Origin of the sequence: Neorhizobium huautlense, from assembly GCF_002968575.1 — a bacterium.
GTDB classification, from domain to species: Bacteria; Pseudomonadota; Alphaproteobacteria; order Rhizobiales; family Rhizobiaceae; genus Neorhizobium; species Neorhizobium huautlense.
The window spans coordinates 79,859-106,628 of record NZ_PVBM01000016.1 but is presented as its reverse complement, the minus strand read 5'-3'; the positions used below and the strand labels follow the sequence as shown (position 1 = coordinate 106,628).

Sequence of the window (26,770 nt, the reverse complement as noted above, 5' to 3'; positions counted from 1 at the left end):
ATTCACGCTTGGGGATTCCCCTTCCCCCATACTTGTAAACTCGCGCACAGCGTGCTGAATCTCTAAAAACACGTTGAGGGATTGCCCTGGCTGAACTGCGCCCCATCTCTGACGATTACGAACGCGTGAACCTCCACGTCGTGTTTGTCCATGGCCTTTCCGGACATCCGAACACAACTTGGCAAAGTTCGGATCCTATGGAACCGATGTGGCCCAAATGGCTTGAGGGCGACATTCCAGGGGTCGGTCTATGGGTTGTGGGCTACCCCGCAGCAAAGACCAACTGGGGTGGCCATAGTATGCCTCTCGCCGACCGCGCGGGAAACATTCTGGCATTGTTGTTGGCAGAACCGCGGCTGGCTCAGGGAAATATTGCGTTCGTGACTCATAGCCTCGGCGGGCTGGTCGTTGAGCAGACCCTCCGAACGGCGGAACGGGACTCCGAAACCGACCGTCGGGCGCATAGTTTTCTTTCCCGTGTCAAGAAGGTCGCCTTTCTCGGTACTCCCCACCGAGGCGCGCTTCTGGCGAGCGTTCTCACAAAAATAGGGTCGATCGTCCGTGCATCGGCATCCACTCGAGATCTCATCACGAACAATCCTCAGCTCCGGGACCTGAACCTGTGGTATCGCGCCTTCAGTGCCAACAACGGCGTTGAAAACCTGCAGCTCGCCGAAGGTCGTCCTGAGACGATCATGGGGATCAGGCTTCCTGATGTGATAGGTACAATTGTTCAGCCGAATAGCTCCGATGCCGGTTTACCCGAACTTCCCATTTTCGTTGACGAAAGCCATCGGACGATTTGCAGCCCGGCAAGTCGCGGCAGCGAGGTGTACATCCACGTCCGCGACTTCTTAGGAAGATCGCCTGCGCCCGCGCGCGGCAGATCGCGGCTAGTTGAAGCGGTCGAGACCAACACGACGACGCTCCAGGAGCTGATTTCGAGTGATAGGGAGAAGATCGAAAAGCTGGGTAATATCGAGCGATCCATTGAGAACCTGTCCTGGCAGCGCCTTAACCCGGCACTGGTCGACAGTGAAGTCGAGCGCCGGCTGCAGATACTTAGGAAAACGCGGATGTTCGGCGGCGCGGACCCGATAGCCGGGGCGCGCAAACTTGCGGCTGACTTGCGCACCGGAAATCTTTCGGCATGTAGTGCTCCCGTCAAATCAACAGCGTTGGCCTGGTGCGCAAGACTTCTCGCGCTCACCAACCCCGAGGAGGCAGACGGCCTCCTCTTGTCGATTGACGTGCCCGATTCGGAACTTGTCGGTATCGCGCGCGGCCTGGTGACTGCGGCCCAAGGCAAACTGGATGACGCACTTGCCAGTCTGACATCGATGAATACGGAAAAGGCCATTGGCTCAGCCTTCATCCTGGTTCTTCGTGACAAGGGATGGCCAGATGCGGAGAAGTGGCTTCATGCGTCTGGGCTCGATGTCTCGAAGCTCGATAGCGACGCCAGATTCTACTATATCAAGTCGGCGCTGGACGGCGAGGACTGGGAGACGGCTTACGAGGAGAGCCAGAAGCTGTCGGAGCCGGATCTGAAGCGAACCCCCGCATTGCTGTCCGTCCGCGCCGATGCCACCCTGATGCTGGCCGTTCCGGAGGAACTCAGGCTTTTTCTCCTCCAGTTCATGCCGTTCGACCTCTCCACCTACCCACTTCGTGGCGATCCAGCGTCATTCGATTTGCGGCGACGTGCCGTCCAGTATTATGAACAATTGAGAGATGGGATGCGGGAGCTGGGCCTGTCCGCTGTCGCTGCGAACGCTGACGACAAGGCGCTCTGGCTTCGATTGATGGATCCCGAAACCAGAAATGAAGCACGCGACGATCTGCGCAAAAGCCTTCAAGATCCTTCTGTTCTCCTTCGGCGCCTGAACTTCGCCCTCCGCTTTGGTATCGCGGTCGATCTCGACCAAGTTGAGCAGGAAGTTGACCGACAGACCGCGCTGTCGGGGGGCAGCTCTGGGGAGGCCGCGTTCGCTCGTTATGTGCTAGCACATGCCAAACCCACTGCCGCGGAAGCGGCCGCATATCTCGATCGGCATCGAACCCAGCTTCTTCGACATCTCGAGTGGAAGGCTGTCTACTTCTTCGAGATTGAGGCACTCGCAAGAGCCGGAGAGCGCGCAACCGCCGAGGAACGGTTTGCCGAGGCAACTAGCCGCGGCTTGACTGAGCAGGAAACCGCCCAACTGCGGAGGTTGCTTGAAGCGCCCGCTAACGACGATCCTATCAACCATCTGATGAGCACCTTTAAGGCTTCAGGGCTGCTTTCCGATCTCAGAACACTGGTGGTCGAGCTCGACCAAGCCGAGGACTGGGAGAAAATCGCCGAATATGGCAAGCTGCTCCTCGATAAAACAGACGACCTCACCGATGCGCAGCGTTACGCCGGCGCTCTCTATAACCTGGAACGCCAAGAAGAAGTCCTCAAGGTCTTCGATCGCTACCCAGCTCTTCTAGCCACGAGCCCAAAGCTGAAGCTTCTACACGCTCGCGTGCTTGTGGAGCTTGGATATCTTGACGAAGCGCGAACGGCAGTCAGCGCCCTCAGATCCCATAGTGACTCGGAAGTGGCACGCAATCTGTCGGTGACGATTGCCGTCGTCTCGGGTGACTGGGAGGCCCTACAAGGGTTTGTCGAAACGGAGTGGACAGAGCGAGATCATCGAACCGCTCTCGAACTCCTGAGAACGGGTCAACTCGCGCAACAGGTCGGAGCCGCGCGAGCGAAGGAATTCGTGCGGGAAGCAGCAATGCGCAGCCCGGACGACGCGCAGGTTTTGATGGGCGCATACCATATCGCAACTTCTTCTGGCTGGGAAAACACCGACGAGGTTCACGGATGGTTTCAGCGGGCCGCGCAACTTTCGGAAGGAATGGCTGACCCTCCCGTCCTGAAAATGTCGATAGAAGATCTTATCGACGAACAGCCGGAATGGGGCAAGCGAACTTCGGACACATGGGATAATCTTGTTGCAGGCAAGATACCTCTATTCGCTGCGGCTCGCCTGCTGGGGCGCTCGTTGGTTAGCCTTCATCTTCTCCCTGCTGTCGCCAACCTTGTCGAAAGGGATCCCAGAAAGAGGTCGAGCATTTACAGCTTCAGTGGTGCGCGGCGGCCGACGCGGTTTCCACTCCGCGTCGTGGCCATGGATATCACGGCCCTTTTGACAGCCGCATTTCTTGACGCTGTCAACGAGGTCCTGTCTTCGGTCGAGACCGTCTTCATACCGCATAACACGCTGTCTCTTCTTTTCGAGGAGAAGTCCAAAATCCTGTTCCACCAGCCAAGCCGTGTGGCGGAGGCGCAAAAGCTTCGTCGATTGATTTCAGACGGAAACCTTCGTGTCTTCGAAAGCACGACTGCTCCTCCCGAATCCCTCGCGCGCGAGGTCGGAGATAGCCTCGCTGAGCTGCTTGTAGAAGCTGCATCGCCTCATCACGACGATGGGCGCCAAAGGCTGGTGGTGCGGGGCGGCCCGATCTACAGGGTCAGCACGTTCATGAAAGAAGAGGCTGATCTGCGAGATTACACCGAGCAGTTATGCAGCTGTCTCGACATCGTGGAAAAGCTATCGCAGAAGGGCCTACTTCGAGTTCAAGAGGTTGAACGTGCTCGCGCCGCCCTCAGCCTGCGTGAGGTGCCATGGGAGCCACCGCGCCTGATCCCTGATGGCGCTGTTCTCTATCTTGATGACTTAACGGTCGCCCATCTTCAGTTTCTTGGATTGTTGAACCAGCTCCATAAGGCGGATCTTGTTCCTATGGTCCACTCCAGTGAGGTTGACGAAATTGATGCCCTCATTGGTCATGACGCCCTTGGCGACGAGCTCCTTGCAGTGGTCGAAAAGCTCAGATCGTCAGTCCGGGAGGCTTTGGATTCAGGGAAAATCAAACTCGGAAAAGCGGTCCGGGTGGACGAAGAAGGTCCACGAGCCGCCATGGCCCACCCAACGCTCGGGGTCCTGCGTTTCGCGGGGCACGTTGATGCAGCCGTCGTTGATGATCGTTTTATCAATCAGCATGCATGGCACAATGATGACGGGAGCCAAAAGCTTGCTATCGTCACCACGCTGGATGTTCTCAATCACGCGTGCGATCAGGGCACTATTTCGCCGGAACGACTGAGCGAAGCACTGACCAAACTTCGCCAAGCCGCGTTCTTGTTCATACCGATCACCCTCGAAGAGCTGAGTTCGTTGCTCCGCGTAACGGAAATCATCGATGGAAAGGTCATCGAACGCGCTGAGCTAAGAGCGTTGCGGGAAAGCATATTGCTCGTGCGAATGAGAGACGTCTTGCAGGTTCCCGGAGAGTTGGCCTGGCTCGAGGACCTGCATGCTGCCATGGTACGTACCCTTAGTCTGCTATGGCAGGAGCCGCTGGACGAATTCGCGGCAAAGGCGCGCTCGGACTGGCTCTTAGACCTGGTCGATGTGAAGGGCTGGTCCCATCGCCTCGACGAATCCAGCGCCGAAACCATTGATCGTTACCGAAGGTGGATCGCCGGCCTCATGCTTCTGTCAGCCTCGCGTTCGGAAGAGATCAAAGCTTCATACTGGGATTGGCTTCAGAAAGGTGTTCTGGACACGATCCAGAGCGAAGACCCGGAGACGTTTGCCTTTTTGGTCAATCATGCCAAAGAGGTGATCACCCAGTTGGTCTCCGATCTGGAAACTAAAATTGGAGCCCTCTCGTGAACGACATCCGGCGAGACCTGATGGCAGAGATTGCTCTCAGTAACATACCTCCGAGCATCGTTCGTGAATTGTTGGACGATGCGGCATTCGTCAATGAATGGCAGATCCCGATCACAATCAAAATTGCAATCGGCAACAACGGTCCGACTTTCGAGAGGGACCAGTTGCTCAATGGGCTCCGAAAAAGCGTAGACGGCCCCGAAGTCGCACAAAAAGTTGTCGATACGAACGGAGAGCCATGGTCGGTTGTCGCAAATGCCGTGGATGGTGAGGTCAGATTCTTTTTGAGCGATGCGACCTCGAGGTATCGCTTGAAGTCTTATGCCGCCTTAGCCGCTGATCCTGAGGTCCGACTAAAATGGTTCGGCGCCACCTGCGCCGAAATGAACATCCACGGTGAGCTAGCAGAACTTTGGAATTACAGGCTTGCCCGGCCAGATGCCCTTGGTGACGACGAATTCGCCAAGCTCGTTGGCGAACTCGCGCTGATACCAGCAGGGGTGTATCAGGGCTTGAACGCTAGCCTTATGGAGGGGACCGCGGAACTCTCCAATCTCACCCCATCCGATTCCCGGTACTACGAACTCTTGATTGGCAAGATCAACGAGCACGCCACCCTCGATGAATATATCGATGAAGCCTCCCGGATGATCGGCAGATGGCAAGCCTGGAAGCCGGAACAGGGCTTCCGGTTCGCGCTCTCACTGTGCTCGCTTGGGTCAATTTCCAAAGCAGTTCAGTTGCCCGATGTCGGAGAAGAGATGCTCGCCGAGATCTTTTCCAGGATTGCGTCAGACGATGATCCACTCTCGAAGGTCGCGGCAGTAGAAATTGCGCTCGCGCACTGCGATACGCAGCCCGTACTGGCATCCTTTATCGAGGCGGTGGTCGGGGACATAATCTCCGACGATCCGCACAGGGACGAAAGCGAGTTTGCGCTTCTGTCACGGATGACGGTGCTCACCGCATCCGAGCTTTCCAGGAAAAAAATCTTTCCTCGAAGCCAACCCTATTATCGCAAGCAAGCGTCTCTCGCTCAGGCCTCTGTCATCTTACGGGCTTTCAGCGGCACACCCGTCGATCGCACCGCGGTCGTCCGGTGGGCGGACGGGCTTGGATGGTCCCACGATTTCTACCTTCAAGGTCTCGTCGATTTGCGGCTCGAACCGCGTTGGCTGCCTGACTTCATAAGTGCAGAGCAGATCCGGGCAGATTTTATCGGTCGGATCAGGAACGCCGTAGCAGCAAACGACGACAGAATTGCATGCGACCGTCTTCGCACGCTCCTTGTTGGTCCTGATTCACCGCTCGCAAAGGCGGTGGACTGGCCCTTCGCGAGCCTTCCCAGTCCTTTGGAGGGCTCGACAACGCCGCAAGGGAGAGTGCCAGAACATATTTTGGATCAAGTCCGCGCCTCTCTCGAAGCGGAAACCCTAAGCGCGAACTCATTCGCAGGTCTCGTGAATGTGTCGCTCGTAGACGTCCTACCGTCGGAACTTTCCGCGCTAGCTGCAGCGGGCCTCAGGCGTGTGAAGTTCTCGATAGAGAACCTGGACGATGACGCGGGCGTCTTCAGTCTTATAAGCGGGCTGGCAATTGTTGCTGCAGTCAGTCGAAGTGGTGAACTTGCCGATACGCTTCGTATCCTGACTCGCATATTGCGCCGACGGAAACGCTTTAAACCGAGCGCGAATGATGAAGTTCGGGTGGCGATGATCGCGGCAGCATCTCGCTCCGACCTGGCCCAGTGGTCATCCTTTTGTGGTGAGTGGCTGACCGAGGTCGCATTCGAAATTATCGACAAGGTGGAAGCCTCGAAGCTACTTTTTGTCTTGCGTCAGATCCAAGACCTCGAGGCATCACTCATAAGCCCACTATCTAAAGCAAACGCCGCCCTCGAGGCTTACTCGTCATAATATTTGCGGTCGTGGGAGGAGAGATCTTACCGGAATCCCCCTCCCAAAAACGGAGGCGGAGCTCCGGAGTTCTCTCTACTTCGTCGGCTGGTTCGCCGAAGAGGTGGAGGCCCGAGTACGCGTGGAGTTGGATGGTACCTGCATGGCCGAGCTTATTGGCCCTCGCCGGGACCGCCAACTTGATTGTTCGACGACCAACGCTGGAGTGATCCGGATGATCGGTTGGGAATGTGCGGTGCTCGAGGCTACGCTTGCTGCGGTCGGTATCCCGGTTGCAGATCAATGAGAACCCTGTCGCAAAAGGCCCGCCACATTTCGGTGGCGGGCCTTTCCGTTATCCTCCCCATGGGCTCCTCAACTGCTGCCAGCCGCGTCACCACAACACTCATTTCGCAGCATCGTGATCGCGCGACCACCTTCCTGGGGTGCTCACGGGCCGATCATGGCCCGAAAACCGGGATGAAAAGACTTTGGTCGGCAAACGCCGGCGCCAACGATGGTCGAGCGTAGCCGGCGAGGCGTGAGGTAAAGGATCACGCTCATCTCGCGCGGTTGGAATTTTCAGGTGACTGCTCTGCGGCCTGGAAATTAGAGATAGCGGTCGTCTGCTCGCCGATCAGCGCCTGAAATGCCTCGAAAGCCGCGTAGCAGAGATCGCGTTCCGTTAAGAGGAGATCTGCGATATCTGCCAGGGCAAGCGCTGGCTTTCCACCAAAAGCATAAAGCAGGATCAGCGCCTCGGATTGCCGGCTGCAAACCTCATCTGGCATTGCGACGCGCCCATTCGACCACGGAATCAACAAGGTCGGTGACTGCCGGGCTCCCGACGGTGATGTCGGCATGAGATTCTATGTGGTGATAACTCGCGAGCGGTATCGTGCCGGCAACAAAACCTGTCCTCCTTGCCAATATATTCTTTGTTCTTCTGTTTTCCTGCCAATAGGTAACGACAGCCCGGTCTTTGGAACTCGGCGCCGATCCAGGATGGATTGCCTGGACGGAAGGAAAAGGCAGATGGCGATGGTGGGCGTGGAGCAAGGTCACATCATACAGGCGTGCGACCAGAGCACGCATTTCGTCAAGGCTTCCGTCGGTCCCTACGTCCTTGCATTCTATCGCCACGCGAGGACGGCCAATGGGGCTTCCGCCTGAAAGGCGAAGATCCGCGCCTACGCTTTGAGGCACGATTGCAACGTCGATTTCGTGCATCGCCCGGCTGCGTCCATAGAACTGGATCCCATTCCAGATTTCCCAGGCCGGGCGTGTTCTCCAACGGAAGCCGATCACGCTGGCGTTGTTCGGACCTGCAGCGGCTGGGGCGACGCCCGTTGGCGCGCCGCCGCGTTGGATGAACCGACGGTTCGGGTCAGTGGGCAGGATTGTGGTGCCATCCGAGCGTTGTAACCAAACGGAAAAGCCGCTGGTTCGCAGACCGAGCGCCACTTCTGTCATGACGAAGAGTTCAAACGCTCTGCCTGCGCCAGAAGCGTTCGCAAGTGTAGTCGCCCTTCCTACGATGGCACTAAGGGCGGTGGAGACGCTTGGGATCATGACTACACCTGCCCACGAACTTGGGCGGACCAGGCCTCGAGCTCTTTGCGAAGACCCGGCAGTTCGGTCGACGCCGCGACAATGTCATTGCGCTCGAGCTTGCGCGACCCGTCGCCGTCGGCGAGCTCTATCATAACCTCTTGCGGCCCCTGCTTGGCAGTGCTTGTGGCTTTCGATGCGTTCCCGTTGACGATTATGTCGAGATTGGCGGCCGCTCTGCCAAGCTCTGCAAGCGTGGCGTCCAGGCGATTCGCGACGTATTCAACTGCCCATTCGATCTGGTCGTCACCTGAAATCGGAACCGCTTCGGTTGTAGGGCCGAAATCAAACTCGGGCGATCTGTCGGATCGAACATCGCGACGTGCCTGAGCGAGGGCGTCAGGAGATTCGCTGGGATGCTTTCCTGCCTGGATGCCTTCCATAAGCTCAAAAATCAGCCAGTCCAATTGCGACGATCTTAGTGTTTCGAAGAGATCGAAAAGGCGAGGGTCAAGTATTGCCATTAAAATTCCGGGTGGTCTCTGGCGTGTCGGCGTAATATGGTTACAGTATGCATCAATTAATTGTATTCATTGGCAACATGCAAGGTTGTGTCATGAGCCGAAGCATTTTTTTGATGGGCCAAGCGAGGTGGCGGCAAGATGAGCTTGAGTATGCCGACGGCGTGGCGGTTTGGCTCCCCTGGGGCTATGGAAATCGAGGCCGTGAATGCCTTCAATTTGCTGGTCCATGCTATTGCCAGCCAAAGCGGATCGTCATGGGATATATTTGAACTGTTCAAGGCAAAGTTTAGCGGTGGCTACTCGGTGAGTTCGAGCGAGAGCTGGGCAATCAGCGATCTGCAGAACTATATGGTCGCAGCCTCCAGCAATGCTGCAACCTTCATTTCTGCCTTTTGGGACGGTTGTGAGCAGATCAATGTGGAGCATCCCGGCATCGGCCTCCCGGATGCGGATGTAGTCAACAGAATATTGTTCGAGCATGGGCTTCCCTTCGAGGTACGCCCTCCATCGTTGCTTGCTCGAAATCCACAAACGCCCGTCGCGGTCCAGACACCGCAAAAATCTATCGGCGAGCGAGCAACCGAGCTAATACACACATCTCTTGATGAGGCGGATCGGCTTTTGCTCGAACAGCGGCCACGGCAGGCTGTCCAGGAAATTCTCTGGTTGCTGGAGACGGTTTCGACTGCGTTTCAAGGGCAAGAGAGCGGAACCGGGACTGTCGAAGGGAAGTATTTCAACGAGATCATTCGGGCGCTCCGTAGCAATAATCGGGGCAGTGTTTTGTCGGAGGCTCTTGGTTGGATGACGAAAATGCACGGGTTCCTCTCTTCACCCGGTGGTGGCGGCGTCCGGCACGGCACCCAATTGGCAGCAGGAATATCTCCTTCGATTAAGGAGGCCCATTTGTACTGCAACCTGACGCGAAGCTATATCAATTACCTGCTTGCCGAATTGGCCGATGGATATGATCGGTCGTCGAATTAGCTTACACTTGCAAAGGATTGCATATTGCCGGGACTTAACGATCTACTGACGAAAAGCCAGATTGCGGAAATAAACAATTACTTTGACCCGGCACGGGGGCGCCATCCAGCCTGGTCCGTCATCAATGCATTTGATCGTGCCGTCGATTACTCGCGTTCGCCCAAGGATTTCCTTGTAAACAAGGCTGTTGACGGCATCTGCCTGGGCAAGGAGGGCAAGTCCTGGCTGACAGGTACGCTGAAACGTGTCACCCAAACCTCGGATTTTGAAGAGGCGGTCTCGTCGATCGCCGAGATATGCTGCTACGGCGCAATGCTGGAAGCCGGTTTTGATATCCAGCCCATTCCGACCGTTAAAAATGCTCCGACACCGGACTTCAAATTCGACCTTGATGGCGCATCCGGCATCGTCGAGGTGACGGCGAAGCTTGAGCACGACGAGCAGGTAAAACTGGCTCGGAGAATTGCCGGCGGTGAGACTCCAGACGGAGTCGAGCGCTCAACTTTTGAAAGCAAGAATGGAAGGGCCGACTTTACCGCATCCGTCTCGCATCCTTTCGGCGCGCCCGATGCAGGAAAAGCCGGCGACACGACGCAGACCAACGCGATCAGCCGGATCTGCCAGATCAAGGCAAAGGAGACGCAGTTCGCTGACGGGAAGCCAAGCCTGCTGTGGATTGATTTTCGGGATCTTGGGAAATGGCCTGGTGTCTTTCACGAGGAGCAAAGTTCACCACTGATCAGCGGGCACCATGGCGCGCTGTGTTCGGGGGCCATCTGGTACGCCTTTTATGGCTGGAAGGGGGCGCCGGTCTTTGATGATAACGTGGGCGTCGGATACAAGATTACGCCGATGGCCCATGAAGGGCGTTTTTCTGCTCATGCGGCAAAAGTCAGCCGTTATTCCGCAGCGATCCTCTGCCTTGAGAAGGCAACTATTCTCTTGGAGAACCCACGAGCGCCGACACCATTGTCAAAGACGCAACGCGGAGCATTGACGCTGCTTCCTTGGTTCAACATCCACTATTCCGTCGCAGACTGGGAAGAAGGCGATGTCGATCGATCCTGCGCCCTTGCTCGCTCGATGATCGAGGCAATCCGCGAAAGCCGCGAAGGCCAATAACAGGAGCGGTTCCTTTGACCTACGGCACAAAGCTATCGCCTTGCGCGGATCCGACACGGGTAGATATCGAGAATTACTTCCGCAAGGAAGCAGAGGGGCGGTTGCTGTTATAGGTACACGCGTATGGTCTAAGAGGGAATCTTGCTGTTCGAACTGCTCCCGGTGAGCCCATCAAGATTTCGCTGTGATATTGAAGATGTAGGCGGCAAGTCCGCCCAAGAGGGTATGGTCCTGATAGAAACAGCGACCAAATCTTGGCGAAAATCGATGGACGACCACCTGCAAGAAGACGGCTAACGGTCTGCAGCTCTTTGCCGGCCTCATGCTGTAGGCGAACTTTCGAACAACTCTTTGATGCAACGTCAAAATCTCTGGGTCTCACTACCTTTCGATTACGGGTCATAGGTTCACATCCCTTCAAGGGGAGTGAATCACAATCCGCGCGCTACATGAACCCCGTTTATGGGGACTTGGCCTAGTAACCACATAACGAGAGACTGTCCTGGATGACGAACTCGGCTTGATCGTCGGAGAGATTTGTAGAGTGCCAGCAGCACTAGGATCTTGAACATCAACGCTGCCGGAAACGGCGGATGCCCGCCCTTCGATTCTGCGGATCGCTTAAGCGCTTAAATCAGCGGCTTTTCGAACACGAACCAGGGAATGATGCTGTTGAGCTTCTAAAGAGGGTCGCCAACGGCACTCGGCCGCTCGTACCGTTCGTCTAAATCCCAAAAGCCTGGTTGCCCGCACATCATCAGTTCCCTGCAAATCACGCAAGCCGGATTGAAGCATGAAAACAGGCGAAAGGGGAGGTTTCTAGAGCCTCCGATTATCGTGCAAGGACCGAGACTTCCTGCCACGTTTGCTGGGCAATAGCCCCGCGATGATCCGCCATTCCATATCCGTCAGGTCGCCGCCAGCCAAAACCGCCTCCTAGAAGGCAGTATTAAATCACGCTTCCACTGATTTGAGAATGCACTTTGTCAACAGGACCTAGCTGTCACGCTTCTACAAGTTGGAGCTAATTGCGCTTTTAGCTCAACCGCATGATTAGGGTGTTTTAATATCCCTAAATCGCACTTATCTAGGCTAGTCCCCAAGTGGAACTGTGACTTGCATCCATAATCTGTCGCCCCGGGTACTATATTTGTTACCGAACTCGTGTTGCCACTTCACGGCGACTCCGCCGCCGCGCTCAAAAGCGTATGTGATTTGTGGGCCGATCGCAAAGCCTTGCTGCCTGAAGCCGTCGCCCACAACAGCGCCCCCTACCGTGTCGTCGGTCACTTGTGTAATTGCATATCCATTGAGGCCTACCGCCAGTTGTGGTGCCGACGGTGCCAGATGATAAAGGACCGCCCAATCGGCCATCAGCAGTGTGCCAGAACGATATTCTGTTTCACTGTTGCGTGTGTGGAACTCGGCAACGCCGGTCAAATTAAGTTCCAACTCCGGAGTGGGAAACCATGTCATGTTGACGATAGGGTTGATCGAATAAAAGTCATTTGAGACCTTGGTTTTGGTGGGAATGATGAGGTCCACACCCGCATAGGCGAAAAACGTGTGTTCGGGATTGGACCAACCAAAATAGGCTGGTGAAACAGTGACATCACCGACAGAGAAACTGTGCTCTTTTCCGGTTAGGGCGTTAGTTGTGTCGATATTGAAAAACGGTGCCGCGAAAGCCGAGCTGATGCTGAATGGTCCTATTGTGACCCCATCCCATGTATGAAACAGCTTCAATGCGTTTGCAGAAACGCGAGCCTCAAATCCGGGGATCAGACTGTTTCCATCTTCGTCGGAAAACTTTGTGGATGTATAATAGGTCGAAAAGTTCTGCAACCAAGTCTGTCCCGGCTTTGGCACCATACCCGAGGCTACGGTGTTTACTCCAATCGGGTAGGCTATTCTTCCCTGTTCGGTTGCACCTGCGTTTAGTACGTGAAACAATATGGCCGTCAATGCTGCCGGCACGAATATTTTCGCGTTCATTTCGTTCCTCCTCCCTTCAAAGACAAGATGTGCCGAATATCTCCACAAGCGCTGGCCAAGAAATCCGATCAACATGATTTTGGATTGACAGGACGGTGGCCGCGAGTTGTAGGGACAATCGTTTTCTGCCGCTGGGGCATCAATCAGCACTGGTGATAGAAGCACGCATCTCGCTACCGGCAACTTGCTGCTCGTGTAGCTGCAGATAAGGACATGCTGAAGCCGCAACCATACGTGGCGTCTTGTGCTGGCCTTTTATGTCACCTTTCTGACGTGCCCGTTCAGGAACACTGAGCTTTGGATCGGGAAGGATATTCATCGCCAGCCACATGTTGAGCTTCACCACGCGTTTGATCGCCCATGCCACTAGCGGGTTTGGATCTCCCATTTCGTGCAAATCGCGGGCGCGCTTGTCTGTAAACGTCAAGATCATTTGACGTCCAAGGCCCCAAAGCGGTTTTGGGAAATGCCGCTCGCTAAACTGGCCGATCACATCTGGAACGATTGCACGTGCAACTTCGGATTTTGGCCATTTCTCATTATTGAAGTCTTCTACGAACTGTTCCATCGCGTCAAAATTTTCGGGAAAATCAACAATGTAGCCTTCCTCGCTTCGCATCTTTGCCATGATATTTTTCCAGAATAGGTGCGAAGCCCTCTTCTGTTTCTCGCTGAAACCGGACAGGCCGACCATTTTGGCGAAACGATGCGGACCCGTTCCAAGTGAACAAGGGGCATAAACATAGTCGCGGAGGGTAAACGCCTCTGGCATAACTTTAGTATAGAGAGCATGGTGAATCCGATTGACCTCTTCAATTGCGCGGATCGTGTCGACGTGATTAGGTCCATTTTCCCACCAGTGCCAGAAATGAGATATGGTGTCGTCCGAGCGCTGCTGCTTCAGCTTCGTAATCTTGGCAGTGCGGCGGAGAATTTCTGCGCCATCTGGATTCTGAATAAGGCCAGGTAACCCAGTGGAATAGCTGAGGTTCAAAACAAAATCGTTGGTGTAATAAAGGGTGCTCAACGCCCAAATTCGCGCGTAATCTATTTCTGGATCGAGGCGCTCGATTTCTCTAGCAATCCACTTATACCCTTTCAGCGGTGTCAGTGAACTAGCACCCGCGGGAACTCCCGAAGTGATCTGCTCCATCAGTCTCCTCCATCTAATCCTCACAAAAGAAGATGGCAGGTCACGTTTTTCAGGTATACAGATAATGATAGATATGCATTATTAGTATAATGGATTTTCGTTCTATTGACTTGAATCTCTTGCTTGTCCTGGACGCAATGTTTCGGCTTCGCAGTGCGACCCTTGTCGCGCGCGAACTATTGATCAGTCAACCAACGGTTAGTTTCTCGCTCAGGAAGTTGCGCGAGTATTATGAAGACGAACTTTTCATACGCACCGCCGCTGGCATGCAGCCAACGCCTAGGATGTCGGAACTCGCTGATCCCGTAGCGCGGATGATCGGTCTGGTGAACGAGGAAATTCTCAAAACACAAACGTTCGACCCAGCGCAAAGCGCCCGAAGCTTTGTAATCAATATGAGTGATATTGGCGAAATCGCTTTTGGTCCAAAGCTCCTTAAGCGTCTGCAGGCCTTTGCCCCAGGCGCCAGGATTGAGATCAAAACGTTGACTCCCGATGCGTTGACAGAAGCCCTCAGCCTGCAGAAAGTCGATCTCGCCATTGGTTATCACCCGGAATTGTCCGGGTCCAACATCATGGTGCAAAGCTTGTTCGAGCACCCGTTCGTCTGTCTGGTTCGCGCCGACCATCCGGCAATCCATGCCGAGCTCACTCTCGATCTCTATCGAAATGCTGACCACATTGCCTTAGTGGGCGAGGGGCACGCGCAGACACACTTTGAGATGATGATCCGAAAAACCGGCATCGAGCGGAACATCGCGTTCCAGACACCATATTTCATGAACGTTCCGTTTCTCATCCGCGAAACCAATTTGGTGGCGACCGTCCCCAAGGCAATTCCTTACATGTTTAAGGAAATTGGCGGACTTCGTGTTTTTAAACCTCCAATCGAACTGCCGCTCATTCCGGTCAAGCAATATTGGCACCGAAGTGTGCAGAAAGATCCTGCACAAATCTGGCTTCGGCGGACCGTTGGCGAGCTGTTTCTAAACCGCGATCCAAGCCTCAGCCTGCCGCTCGAAAGTCTATTCGAAATGGGACGGGGGCGCTCGAAGCAGCGTTACAAATGACACAGCTGGGCGCATTTTCGAGAGTATTATCTCTTTGGCCGGCGCTGCACCCATTGCAGCGTCCTGATGTCGCTTCTCACATCTTCGGCATCGCTAGTGGAGTGGCGCCTAGTAGGCTAAGCGGCAACTGTTGTTGATCTCCAGTTGTGCCGACAGCGCAATCCTGCCTTTGATCCGGAAAGCACGATACCTGGCGCCATGAAATGCTCTTATGGCTTGGCGATGTGATAGCCCAAGACTGTCTCAATGACCGCCAAAGCGTCGCAATTATCGTCTCCACGCCAAGCAACAACCTGATCTGGGCGTATGAGCACCAGTGGTTCGCGATATAGGTCACTCATATTAGGCAGCTCGATATCCAAAACTGCGAGTTCCATCCCAGTGGCATTTGCAGCGGCAATCAACTCATCACCTGACGAAGACGGAGGACTTAGCCTCAATAGCGTCCATTCAAACCCAAACTTGTCGAACAGCGAAGTTTGAGGATCCAGCCAAACGTGTGGTGCTCTGCCACCGGGTGCAGCACTTGGAACATAGACATCCGGTTGATCGGGGGTCTGTTCTTGTCGCTCTGATAAAATGACCGGTGACTGATCATAACGCGCGCCGAAAGTCACACCCGGTATGTTAAATTCAGACCGACCATGGGCTTCCAGATAGAGGCCGGCCTCTCGGCGCAACTCCTGTCCGAGATCCGAATCTACCTCAAGGTTTGGCCGTGGTAGGTAGTTTCCAATAGATTCTGCGAACCTCTTGGCGAAACCCGTGTTCCTTATTGCGACTGGACGCCTCTCAAGTTCATAACTGTCGAGAAGGTCGGGTGATGCAACTCCCTTGATCACCGATGCCAGTTTCCACCCCAAATTGACCGCGTCGTCAACCGCGGTATTGTATCCTAGGCCGCCAGCTGGCGTGAAAAGATGCACGGCATCCCCACCGAGCAAAACCCTCCCTGCTTGAAACCTGTCAGCGACCAAAGCAAACCCTGCCGTCCAACTGCCGCGAGAGAGGATCTCCGCTTCAACGGGGAAACCGACAACCGACCTGAAGATCTGCAGCGCTTGCGCGTCCGATATATCTTCCTCGCTTTCGTCGTCCTTCAGTTGAGTATGAAAAGCGAACTCACCCTTGCCATCAACTGCCGCCATGAATGCTCGGCGTTCAGAATTGAAGGCGACATTCATCCATGCGGGCGCGAACGGAACGACTTCGTAGAACTGAGGGCATCGAAGGTAGAGCGCGAACATTTTCCCGCCGAAGAAATCCCTCACAGCACCGCCATCTCCCTGATATCGAATGCCGAGTGTTCGGCGTATGAAGCTTTTCGCTCCATCGCCGCCTATGAGGTACTTGGCCTTAACCGAACGGGTGCTTTCAGACCCAACTTGGCTTGCGGTCACCGTTACCACGTCCGCAAGTTCCTCGAACTGAGATATGCGCCAGCCGTAGTTCACCGAGACTTTGGGCAGGGCTTCGGCATGCTTGCGCAGTACGCGCTCGACAAATTTCTGGGAGACGCGATGTGGCAACTCGGCAGCGCTCCAAGAACCCGTCATAGTCAAGACCTTTTCGCGCGCCTCTTTTGCGGAAGGAAGGCGAAAGCGAGCGAGTTCATGACGGGCAAATCGTGTGAAATATGCGATATCTGTGGGAAAATCTTCAGGCATCCCGAGCGCACGGATTTCATCCGCAAATCCCAGGCGTCGAAAATGCTCCATTGTCCTTGCTTGAGTCGCGTTGGCCTGTGGGTTGAACGCTGTCGATGACTTCTCGTCGAAGAGGACGGCTGAAACGCCTCGTCGTCCAAGCTCATTGGCCAGCATCAGCCCAAACGGACCACCGCCCGCGATGACGACGTCATAAATTTCGTGAGCCACGGTAAACCTCCCAAGTCCGCCCGCGCGAAAATAGTAAGGAAACCGGACGATTGTCAATTGGCTTAATCAACGCCTTTCTGGACCTGGCCCTCCACGTACCTTCCGAGAGCTTCGACCATAAGATCGACTAGGGCGGGCCCAAGTTGCTCACGCATTTCATTTTCCGCTACCTCCAGGCTCTGATGAAAGGCTTCAAGCCAAACCAACCCTTTGTCCGTGAAGCAGACGAGCTTGGCACGACCATCGTCTGGATCTCGGCGCTTCTCGATTAGACCGGTTCGCTCCACCTGATCCACCAATTCACTCATTGACTGCTTCGTTAGGGCGGCGCGACGCGCGAGCTCGGTCAGTCTTGTCCCGTCCTCGTCGAGGTTCCGGGTCAGGTTGATATGCGCTGCAGTAAGCTCGGTATGCCCCTTAGCTTTGAGATTTTCGATGATTCGGTTCTCAAATATCCTGACGGCCTCATTCATTCGGCGCCCAATGTTACTTCTGCGCCACGCGTTTTTTAAAATCATCTCATACCACCTCGGATCAATGAGTTTACACGAGTAAGCCCGCTGCAACTATTTTTCCAGCCCTTGCACTAATTCGGTTGACATAAGCCAACTACGCCAAATATGGTCAGGATACCGTACTAAATAAACGCCTTGGAGGAGGCGGTGCGGGAGGTGAGGGCTTTTACACGACCGCTGGACCAGCGCGCCTTGCAATAGCGCATCTTGTCCGCGTCACTGTCGGGCCATCTGGCTCTTTGGCACTTCATCCATGCGCAGTCAAACAGCTCGGCAGAGCGGACGATAAGAGGAGGTTGCTCAAGCAATGGTAAAGTCGAACGGCGGACGGTCACTTCAGGATCTGGTTAGTGAGAAATCCAATCTCGTCCAGTATTTTCACAACGATACCCTGGCACCTCACTATCGGGCAAGAACCGGCCTCACCGCGGCGTTCATTCCCCCTGAGTTTACCAATTGGCGGGATGAGCAACGCGCATGGCGAGAAACTGCGATATTGTTCGATCAGTCGCATCACATGCCCGAGTTAATGCTGAAGGGGCCGGACGCATTCCGGCTTCTTGAGAAGCTCGGGATCAACAGCCTGGCGAATTTCACGATCGATAGGGCGAAGCAATTTGTCGCTTGCACGCCTCGCGGCCATGTCATTGGTGACTGTGTTGTCTATCGACTTGCTGAGGATACTTTCGAGCTGATCAGTGGGATGCCCGTACTGAACTGGGTGCAGTTCAACGCGGAACGCGGTGGCTATGACGTGACGATCGAGCGCGACGACCCGACACCTTACAATCCAACTGGCAGGCGGTGGTTCTACCGTTTCCAGCTGGAGGGCCCGAATGCTGGCCTGATTTTCAATGCTGCTGTCGAGGGTGGAGCCCCGGAGATTGCGTTCTTCAGAACGGCGAAGGTGAAAATCGCCGGTTGCGAAGTACTTGTATTGCGGCACGGAATGGCGGGGCACCTCGGCGCCGAGCTCTCTGGTCCCTATGAGGACATGGAAAGGGTACGCGGCGCATTGCTCAAGGCTGGCGCGAAACATGGCCTGATGCAAGGAGGAACGAAGACCTATTTCAGTACGATCTTCGAATTCGGCTGGATGCCTTACCCGCTGCCAGGAATTTATACGGGCGAAGAGTTGCGTGAATTCCGGGAGTGGCTGTCAGGTAACGGTTGGGAGGCGAACGCGCAGCTCGGCGGCAGTTTTGTCTCGGATGATATTGAAGACTACTACGTTACTCCTTGGGATCTGGGCTACGGCCATATTTTGAAGTTCGACCACGATTTTGTTGGGCGTCAGGCACTGGAAGCCCTTCCCGTCGAAAAGCGCCGTCAGAAGGTCACGCTGGTGTGGAACCATGAGGACGTGGCGGCAATCTTTGCATCTGCGCTGGGAGAGGGGCCGCGGTATAAGGCCATCGAGTTGCCGGTCGCGTATTACGGCTGGCCGCAATTTGACGAGGTGCTCGCGACGGACGGCACCCTTGTCGGACATTCTTGCCACTGTGGCTACAGCAACAATGAAGGCGAGATGCTGTCTCTCGCCATGCTTGATGCTCGGAGTGCCGCGCCAGGCACCGAAGTGACGGTCGTGTGGGGGGAGCCTGGTGGCGGCTCGCGAAAGCCGCACGTCGAACAGCACCAGCAGTTCCATGTCAGAGCGGTTGTGGCTCCTGTTCCCTATGCAAGTTCAGTTCAGAAGATGAAGCGCGCCGCGATCAGCTGATACCGCGTGCGGTGATCGCCGAGCACTTCCGCGCCTTTACGGACATCGTACTATCCCGGCTGCAGCCTTTTGGCTGATCAATGTGCTGCGCCGGTGCCCCGTTTCTTTGTGCAATGGAATCCTCCTGTGGGTACGCAGGTGGAATGGGATTTTTTGGCCATGTCACACGCGTTAGATCTTATCGACCGGAATGATGCCCTGCGTGACTTTTCTGTCGAAGTAACCTCGAAAGATGCACTGCAATTGGCCGCGTTCAGCAGCGCAATCCCAAAAGGTACAGTTGTTTCTATACCTTACCTGCCAAACGAGACTGATTTCCAGCGGATCGCTGCCTCCAGAGCGGTCCGGCTAGCGGGATGCGTGCCAATGCCTCACATTGCCGCCAGACGGTTAAGTTCGGCGACTGAATTCTCCTCACTCCTTTCTGGGCTTGTGACCGAGGGGCATGTCAATCGATTGCTCATAATCGCAGGTGATGTCGACCCTCCCAAGGGCCCGTTCGAGGATACCGCTGCAATTTTGCGCAGCGGTATCCTCGAGCACCACGGCATCACGCATGTCTCGATAGCTGGGCACCCGGAAGGGCATCCCGCCCAGGATGCTCGAAGGCTGAGGGAAGCGCTGCTGGTGAAACAACAGATCTTGGAAAAAGCGAGCATCGACTGGGCCGTATTCACTCAGTTTGCTTTCGCTTCTGCGCCCGTGTTGACCTGGATTGACGAATTGCGCCGAGCGGGTATCGACGTTCCGATCCATGTCGGTATTCCAGGGCCGGCGACTGTGAAAACCCTGTTGAAGTTTGCAGCAGTTTGCGGTGTTTCCGCCTCAGCGGCTGTCCTCAGAAAATATGGGCTGTCGATCACCCAATTGTTGTCGACAGCTGGGCCCGACGTTCTGGTGCGTGAATACGCTGAAGCTTTTCGCAATCCTCGTTACGGTCACGTGCGCCTGCACCTCTATCCGTTCGGGGGGCTCGGCAAGTGCGCTGACTGGTTGACAAGCCACCACACCGTAGAGCCGCTCGGCCGGTAAAATTATTCGATAACCAGACGAATTTTTAAGTCCAGTTTCCGCAAAAATAGAGCAAACCCCGCCTTAAGAGGCGAAATGTTGACTTTATAGTACGGAAACCGTACTAATATTGATGGAGGAGTGGCGTTTTTAACGCTAGGCGTCCGGACGCTTTTCCGGGACGGGAGGAACGACATGAGGATTACGCACTATACGGTCTGTCTAATCGCATCGGCGGCGTTTTCGATGGCCAGCACGGTCGCCCAGGCCGAGACTGTCAAGGTTGGGGTCATCGCCACATTTTCAGGGCCCAATGCCATCTGGGGGAAGCAGTTTCGTGAAGCGATCGATGTCTATGTTGCGCAGCATGGAGATCAAGCGGGCGGTCACAAGATCGAGTTCATCTACAAGGATGTCGGCGGACCAAACGCGGATGCCAGCAAGGCGGCAGCCCAAGAGCTTCTGGTCCGCGAAGGCGTCAAGTATCTCGCCGGGTTCGACTTCACGCCGAATGCTGTGGCAGTTGCACCTCTGACAAAACAGGCCAAGGTGCCGGCGATCATTTTCAATGCGGCGACATCGTCGATCAACAAACAGTCGGACTTCTTTCTTCGCACCAGCTTTACATTGACCCAACTCGCCCAGCCAGCCGCCGAATGGGCGGCGAAAAATGGCGCCAAGAAGGTCGTCACTGCCGTTTCCGACTATAATCCAGGCATTGATGCGGAAACAGCCTTCTCCGCAACGTTCGAACAAAATGGCGGGGATGTTCTGAAAAAAATCCGCATGCCCCTGCAGACGACCGACTTCGCTCCGTTCGTCCAGCGTATCAAGAATTCCGGCGCTGATACCGTCTTCACGTTCCTGCCAGTCGGTCCAGCGACATTCGCCTTCACCAAGGCCTACAACGAAAATGGCTTGAAGGGCGCCGGGATTTCCTTCCTCGGTGGTGGGGAGACTGACGAGACCACACTCGACGCATTGGGCGACCAAGCCATAGGTCTGGTGACTGCATATCACTACTCCGATGCCCACAACTCTGAACTCAACAAGAGCTTTGTTGCAAAGTTGCAAGAGCTGCATCCAGGTTCGCGCGCCAATATGGCATCGGTCGGTGCCTATGACGGCGTCGAGTTGATCTACCGAATGGTCGAAGCTGCCGGCTCAGACGGAGCAAAGGCCGTTGAGGCGGCCAAGGGCATGGAATGGGAGAGCCCCCGGGGACCGGTGAAGATGGATCCTGTCTCGCGCACGGTAGTGCAGAACGTCTATCTTCGGCGCGTTGAAAAGGGCGCGGACGGCAAGTTGTTCAATCAAGAGTTTGCGACCGTTCCGAACGTACCGGACCTCGGCTTCAATCCCTGATCCACGGCGGGTGTGGCGGAAGCGTTCCGCCACACATCTCCATTTTTCCAATGTCAGGTTCGAGATGTCTCTCATTTTAAGTATTGCCGTCGATGGCATCGCCTACGGGATGATACTGTTCATGATTTCGGTCGGGCTTTCGATCACAATGGGGCTCATGCGCATCATCAACCTTGCCCATGGAGCATTTGCCTTGCTCGGTGGGGCGGTGGTTCATCTGCTCACCACACGAATGGAAGTCGCTTTCATTCCTGCCCTCCTGGTAGCCGTATTCGCGGTCGTGTTGATTGCGGTCCTTCTTGAACGTGTGCTTTTTCGGCAAATCTACGGCTTTACCGAACTGGGACAGGTGCTGGCGACCATTGGCATCGTCTTCATCATGATTGCGAGCATCAATTTCTTCCTGGGCTCTACAATTCTTCCCATCGGCGTTCCTGCAATGTTTACGACCTCGGTTGATTTGGGATTCAGAACGCTGCCGTTCCACAGGCTTGTCGTCATTGTGTCCGGTCTGCTCGTGCTGGGAGGTCTGTGGTTGCTGATGGAAAGGACACGATTCGGCATTTATCTACGGGCAGCCGTCGACAACAGGGCCGCGGCTGCATCACTCGGCATCAATACACCCTATGTTTATCTCGTCGCATTCGCCATCGGTGCCGGGCTGGCTGCGGTGGGAGGCGTCCTCGGCGCCGAACTGCTGCCGATAGAAGCCTATTATCCACTTCGCTACATGGTGCTGTTCCTTATTGTGGTCTCCGTCGGCGGACTTGGGAGCATTTCCGGGTCCTTCTTCGCCTCGATCGGCCTTGGAATACTGGATACCGCCGGTCGCTATCTTCTACCGGGCATCGGTACCATTTTCTTTTTTGTGGCGATTGCGGTGCTGCTCGCGCTTCGACCAAACGGTCTAATGGGGAAAGCGCAATGACGATGCCGGTTCTTTCTCCGCCGAAGCCAAGCCGAGTGCATGCCGTCCTCGGCGTTCTGATGCCGTCCGTCTGCGTCTTGATCGGTGCGATACTCGCCTTCCTGATGTTCCCGTATGACCTGTCTTTTCTGACCCGCATCGTCATCATGATGATCTTGGTCGTGTCCTTCGACCTGATCCTTGGGCAGGCCGGCATCGCTACGCTTGGACACGCAGCGATGTATGGCTGCGGCGCATATATGGCCGGCCTCCTGGCGCTTAATGTGACGCAAGATCCGCTGCTTGGTCTGCTGGCCGCCGCATTGGCCGGCGGACTAGTAGCTTGGCTATCCGGGCTCGTCCTGCTTCGCACGCATGGCGTCGCTCTCTTGATGATTTCAATCGCTGTAACAATGGTCCTTCAGGAGGTCGCTTCTCAGGCCCGATGGCTGACCGGTGGAGCTGACGGCCTGGCCGGTATCACCATCGGACCGCTGCTGGGGCTGTTCGAATTTGATTTTATTGGCCAGGTAGCGTTCATCTACAGCGTCTGTGTTCTCGCAGTTATTCTGGTGTTCTGCCAGATCTTGATCCGTTCACCGTTCGGCCTAGCTCTCCGTGGTATCGACGGTAGTGCCAGTCGCATGCGGGCAATCGGCACGCCGGTCTATCGCCGAAAGGTGACAGTCTATGTTATCGCCGGCGCAATTGCCGGGATTGCCGGCGCGCTTGCGGCGCAGGTGACAGGCTTGGTCGGCATCGAAGTCTTCAATTTTTCCCTGTCCGCCGATGTCATGGTGATGCTGATCCTGGGAGGAGCCGGGCGTCTTTATGGCGCGCTGATCGGTACATTGCTATTCATGGTGGTTCATCACGTCGCGGCAAGTATCGATCCCTTCAATTGGCTCTTCGTGATCGGCCTTATGCTTCTTCTCGTCGTGTTCGTACTGCCGAAAGGCCTAGTTTCGTTGCCAGGTCGTGTGACGCGATTGTGGAGGAGGGCGTGATGGGCGATGGACTGGTTATTGCTGGACTTTGCAAAAATTTCGGGGGCATTCAGGTCGCGCAGGACCTGACCCTCACTTTGTCGCAAGGCTCGCGCACCGCGTTGATCGGGCCGAATGGTGCGGGCAAGACGACCTTTGCCAGTCTCCTCACCGGTATTCTGAAGCCGACATCGGGCAAGATCGTGCTGAATGGTCACGATATCGGCTCGCTTAATGAAGCGGCTCGGGTGAAGGCAGGTGTCGCGAAAACCTTCCAGATCACCAATCTGTTTCGCGACCTCACGGTTCGCGAAAACCTGCGGCTTCCGATATTGGAACGGGAAGGGCGCACGCATCACACCTTTCGCCGGGCGGACGGGTGGCCGGATATCGAGGCTGAAATTTTCCGCTTGTTACAGGATCTCGATATCCAGTCATTGGCCGACAGGCCCGTGGGCGGCCTTGCCTATGGGCAACAGCGACTGGTGGAACTGGCGCTGACGCTTGCGGTAAAACCGAAGGTTCTCATACTGGATGAGCCGGCAGCAGGCGTCCCCTCCACCGAGAGCCATCTGATCGTAGAGGCCATTAAGCGGCTTCCGCCGGACCTGTCGGTTCTCATCATCGAACATGACATGCAACTGGTGTTTGAGGTTGCAGACCGCATTATCGTGTTGGTGAATGGGGCAATCCTGATGGAAGGCACGCCCGCCGAGGTTGTCGCCAACACGCAGGTTCGCGAACTCTACCTGGGAGCGGGCCATGTCTGACATTCTTCTGGAACTGAATGGTGTTGTTGCCGGCTATGGCGACACGCATGTCATCCGCAATGTTTCGCTACGCATTCCAAAAGGTGAACGATTGGCGATCGTGGGGAGAAACGGCGTTGGTAAAACCACCTTGCTCTCCACGATCATGGGTCAGACGCGGCAACACGCCGGAAACGTCAAGCTCAAGGGGACTGCGATCGATGCGATTGCCGCGCATCAGAGGGCGAGACTGGGAATCGGCATCGTACCACAGACCCGTGACATCTTCGGCTCATTGACGGTCGAGGAGAACCTCATTGCTGGACTGCGCAATGGTTCGACACTCGACGACGCATATAACCTTTTTCCAAGGCTGAAGGAGCGCAGATCCAACAGTGGACGCCAGCTTTCCGGAGGCGAACAGCAGATGCTGTCGATTGCCCGGTGTCTTTTGGGAAAACCCGAGATTATTTTGCTGGACGAACCGCTCGAGGGGCTGGCGCCGGTAATCTGCGAAATGCTGATGGAGGTGTTCCACAAGCTTGCCGACAAAGGCCATACGATCGTGCTGGTGGAGCAGCATGTCGGCATGGCGCTCAAGTTCGCAGAGCGTGTCATTGCGCTTGACCAGGGCAAGATCGTTTTTGAGGAAGAGGCGACAAAACTGGCCGGCAATCGCACCGAACTCGACCGATACATCGGGCTTTCCGCGCAATAACCAATGTGGACCGCAGAGGACGCATGACGGCTTTTCACGGCTTCGGCAGGTTGAGGTGCTTGGTGGCAAAATCGGTGAGAACCTGTTGAAAGGCCATAACGGATACGGGGATGGAATGAAGAACTATGTCTTGACGGTTTCGTGCAAAACCACCCGCGGCATCGTCGCCGCAATTTCGAGCTTCCTGGCGGACAAGAGCTGCAACATCGTCGACAGCTCACAGTTCGATGACCTGGACACGAACAAGTTCTTCATGCGCGTCAGCTTTATTTCGGAGGAGGGCTTATCGCGGCCCGAACTGTCGACAAGTTTCCAAACGACGGCAGACGCATTCGACATGAAATGGGAAATCTTCGATGCGCAGGAGCGAATGAAAGTGCTTCTGATGGTGTCGCGTTTCGGTCATTGTCTCAACGACCTGCTATACCGCTGGAAGATTGGTGCGCTGCCGATCGACATTGTCGGAGTCGTGTCGAACCATTTCGATTACCAGAAGCTGGTGGTCAATCATGACATCCCCTTCCACCACATTTCGGTGACGAAGGCCAACAAGCCTGAAGCGGAGGCGCGCATGATGGCGATTGCTGAGAGTACCGGCGCCGAACTGATCGTGCTCGCCCGCTACATGCAAATTCTCTCTGACGCAATGTGCCAGAAAATGTCGGGGCGGATCATCAACATCCACCACTCGTTCCTGCCAAGCTTCAAGGGCGCAAACCCATACAAGCAAGCCTATTTGCGCGGGGTGAAGCTTATAGGCGCGACGGCACATTACGTCACTGCCGATCTTGATGAGGGTCCGATCATCGAGCAGGACACCGTGCGCATTACACATGCCCAGTCGGCGGAAGACTATGTGTCGCTTGGTCGTGACGTAGAGGCGCAGGTGCTCGCCCGAGCCATCCATGCCCACATCCATCATCGCACCTTCATCAACGGAAACCGCACTGTCGTTTTTCCGCCAAGTCCGGGAAGCTACGCGTCGGAGAGGATGGGATAATGTCGGCGTGCATCATCAACGGCAAGGAAGTTGCAGAAACGGTAATCGCCGCGGTGCTTGAGGCGACGACTTTACTGAAACGAAGGACCGGCATCAGGCCAGGCTTGGCTGTGGTGGTCGTCGGCGATGATGCGGCAAGCCATGCTTACGTGAAGGCTAAGGGCACAATGGCCAAGCGATGCGGCTTTCATTCCAGTCAATTTACGCTTCACGAGCAAACGACACAGGATGATCTGGAGGTGCTGGTCAACGAGCTCGCTGCCGATCCGGCTGTTCATGGTATTCTTGTCCAACTGCCCCTCCCGAAACACCTCCATACCGAAGGCATCGTCAGGCGCATTCCACCTGAAAAGGACGTCGACGGTTTGCATGTCGTCAACGCCGGCAAGATTGCGACCGGCGATCTTTCTACTGGCCTCATACCCTGCACGCCTGCGGGAGCGATGCTTTTGGTCAGGCGCAGGCATGGTGATGATCTTTCAGGTCTGAATGCCGTGATCATCGGACGTTCCAACCTGTTCGGCAAGCCTATGGGATTGCTGCTTTTGGCCGCGAATGCGACGGTCACCATCGCACATTCGAGGACAAAGGACCTCAAGGCGCTCTGCCGCAATTCGGATATCCTCGTCGTAGCAGTCGGCCGGCCCGAGATGGTAAAGGCCGACTGGATAAGACCCGGTGCGACCGTCATAGACGTCGGCATCAATCGCGTGCCGGCGATGGGCGAGGGAAATGGCCCTACCTGTCTTGTCGGTGATGTAGATTACAGTGCCGCGTCCAAGGTGGCCGGAGCGATCACGCCCGTGCCCGGCGGCGTCGGACCGATGACGATCGCGATGCTGATGAACAATACATTGATCGCTGCTCGGCGGACTGTCTGTGGATGATTGGAAGATTCGCATTCGAG

The 26,770-nt window shown here is 55.5% G+C and carries 21 protein-coding genes; 15 read left to right on the top strand and 6 right to left on the bottom strand.

What is annotated here, in order from left to right:
* Positions 1-125: 125 nt before the first annotated feature.
* Both C5L12_RS17825 and C5L12_RS17820 read left to right on the top strand, forming a co-directional pair.
* The gene (locus tag C5L12_RS17825; protein WP_157949078.1) at positions 126-4,715 is read left to right on the top strand and encodes an HTH domain-containing protein; all 4,590 of its coding nucleotides are present in this window, start codon (positions 126-128) and stop codon (positions 4,713-4,715) included.
* A complete protein-coding gene (locus C5L12_RS17820) occupies positions 4,712-6,631 on the top strand; it encodes a hypothetical protein (protein ID WP_105373386.1) in 1,920 nt (639 codons plus the stop codon). The genes C5L12_RS17825 and C5L12_RS17820 overlap by 4 nt, the downstream gene beginning before the upstream one ends.
* 539 nt (positions 6,632-7,170) lie before the next feature.
* Here the strand turns inward: C5L12_RS17820 and C5L12_RS17815 are convergent.
* Complete coding sequence (locus C5L12_RS17815; protein WP_105373385.1) at positions 7,171-7,401, bottom strand: hypothetical protein; 231 nt, start codon at positions 7,399-7,401, stop codon at positions 7,171-7,173.
* Positions 7,402-7,645: 244 nt separating this feature from the next.
* On the opposite strand from C5L12_RS17815, the gene C5L12_RS28180 reads away from it, so the two are divergent.
* Complete coding sequence (locus tag C5L12_RS28180) at positions 7,646-7,783, top strand: hypothetical protein (RefSeq protein WP_157949077.1); 138 nt, start codon at positions 7,646-7,648, stop codon at positions 7,781-7,783.
* Positions 7,784-8,184: 401 nt separating this feature from the next.
* On the opposite strand, the gene C5L12_RS17805 is transcribed toward C5L12_RS28180, so the two are convergent.
* A complete protein-coding gene (locus C5L12_RS17805) occupies positions 8,185-8,628 on the bottom strand; it encodes a hypothetical protein (protein ID WP_157949076.1) in 444 nt (147 codons plus the stop codon).
* 195 nt (positions 8,629-8,823) lie between these two features.
* Between C5L12_RS17805 and C5L12_RS17800 the strand changes: the two genes are divergently transcribed.
* Positions 8,824-9,672, top strand: coding sequence for a hypothetical protein (locus C5L12_RS17800; RefSeq protein ID WP_105373382.1), 849 nt, complete (start codon positions 8,824-8,826; stop codon positions 9,670-9,672).
* A 24-nt stretch (positions 9,673-9,696) separates the two neighbouring features.
* A complete protein-coding gene (locus C5L12_RS17795; RefSeq protein ID WP_105373381.1) occupies positions 9,697-10,794 on the top strand; it encodes a hypothetical protein in 1,098 nt (365 codons plus the stop codon).
* A gap of 1,092 nt (positions 10,795-11,886) precedes the next feature.
* Here C5L12_RS17795 and C5L12_RS17780 read toward each other — a convergent pair.
* Together C5L12_RS17780 and C5L12_RS17775 are read right to left on the bottom strand one after the other, a co-directional pair.
* Positions 11,887-12,789, bottom strand: a complete 903-nt coding sequence (locus C5L12_RS17780) for a SphA family protein (protein ID WP_157949075.1) — start codon at positions 12,787-12,789, stop codon at positions 11,887-11,889.
* A 139-nt stretch (positions 12,790-12,928) separates the two neighbouring features.
* Positions 12,929-13,942, bottom strand: coding sequence for a DUF2236 domain-containing protein (locus C5L12_RS17775; protein WP_105373379.1), 1,014 nt, complete (start codon positions 13,940-13,942; stop codon positions 12,929-12,931).
* Positions 13,943-14,031: 89 nt separating this feature from the next.
* Between C5L12_RS17775 and C5L12_RS17770 the strand changes: the two genes are divergently transcribed.
* A complete protein-coding gene (locus C5L12_RS17770; protein WP_105373378.1) occupies positions 14,032-15,012 on the top strand; it encodes a LysR family transcriptional regulator in 981 nt (326 codons plus the stop codon).
* 209 nt (positions 15,013-15,221) lie between these two features.
* Here C5L12_RS17770 and C5L12_RS17765 read toward each other — a convergent pair whose 3' ends face one another.
* A complete protein-coding gene (locus tag C5L12_RS17765; protein ID WP_105373377.1) occupies positions 15,222-16,889 on the bottom strand; it encodes an FAD-dependent oxidoreductase in 1,668 nt (555 codons plus the stop codon).
* Between the two features lie 62 nt (positions 16,890-16,951).
* Entirely contained in the window at positions 16,952-17,362 is a 411-nt protein-coding gene (locus C5L12_RS17760) for a MarR family winged helix-turn-helix transcriptional regulator (protein ID WP_105373425.1), read from the bottom strand.
* A gap of 349 nt (positions 17,363-17,711) precedes the next feature.
* Here C5L12_RS17760 and C5L12_RS17755 point away from each other — a divergent pair, with 349 nt between their 5' ends.
* From C5L12_RS17755 to folD, 9 genes are all read left to right on the top strand, one after another.
* Entirely contained in the window at positions 17,712-19,127 is a 1,416-nt protein-coding gene (locus tag C5L12_RS17755) for an aminomethyltransferase family protein (RefSeq protein ID WP_105373376.1), read from the top strand.
* Positions 19,128-19,253: 126 nt separating this feature from the next.
* Positions 19,254-20,159 carry a methylenetetrahydrofolate reductase gene (locus tag C5L12_RS17750; protein ID WP_245422963.1) on the top strand — a complete coding sequence of 302 codons (906 nt, stop codon included), beginning with the start codon at positions 19,254-19,256 and terminating at the stop codon, positions 20,157-20,159.
* A gap of 174 nt (positions 20,160-20,333) precedes the next feature.
* Positions 20,334-21,503 carry an ABC transporter substrate-binding protein gene (locus tag C5L12_RS17745; protein WP_105373375.1) on the top strand — a complete coding sequence of 390 codons (1,170 nt, stop codon included), beginning with the start codon at positions 20,334-20,336 and terminating at the stop codon, positions 21,501-21,503.
* 64 nt (positions 21,504-21,567) lie between these two features.
* A complete protein-coding gene (locus C5L12_RS17740; protein ID WP_105373374.1) occupies positions 21,568-22,431 on the top strand; it encodes a branched-chain amino acid ABC transporter permease in 864 nt (287 codons plus the stop codon).
* On the top strand, positions 22,428-23,417 hold the full coding sequence (locus C5L12_RS17735) for a branched-chain amino acid ABC transporter permease (protein ID WP_245422962.1): 990 nt from the start codon (positions 22,428-22,430) through the stop codon (positions 23,415-23,417). The genes C5L12_RS17740 and C5L12_RS17735 overlap by 4 nt, the downstream gene beginning before the upstream one ends.
* Positions 23,417-24,166, top strand: a complete 750-nt coding sequence (locus C5L12_RS17730) for an ABC transporter ATP-binding protein (RefSeq protein WP_105373373.1) — start codon at positions 23,417-23,419, stop codon at positions 24,164-24,166. Before C5L12_RS17735 ends, C5L12_RS17730 begins: the two co-directional genes overlap by 1 nt.
* Positions 24,159-24,863, top strand: a complete 705-nt coding sequence (locus C5L12_RS17725; protein WP_105373372.1) for an ABC transporter ATP-binding protein — start codon at positions 24,159-24,161, stop codon at positions 24,861-24,863. Before C5L12_RS17730 ends, C5L12_RS17725 begins: the two co-directional genes overlap by 8 nt.
* A 115-nt stretch (positions 24,864-24,978) precedes the next feature.
* Positions 24,979-25,863: a formyltetrahydrofolate deformylase gene (purU, locus tag C5L12_RS17720; RefSeq protein WP_105373371.1), complete on the top strand. Its 885-nt coding sequence runs from the start codon at positions 24,979-24,981 to the stop codon at positions 25,861-25,863.
* Complete coding sequence (gene folD, locus C5L12_RS17715; RefSeq protein ID WP_105373370.1) at positions 25,863-26,750, top strand: bifunctional methylenetetrahydrofolate dehydrogenase/methenyltetrahydrofolate cyclohydrolase FolD; 888 nt, start codon at positions 25,863-25,865, stop codon at positions 26,748-26,750. The genes purU and folD overlap by 1 nt, the downstream gene beginning before the upstream one ends.
* The last annotated feature ends 20 nt before the right edge of the window (positions 26,751-26,770 follow it).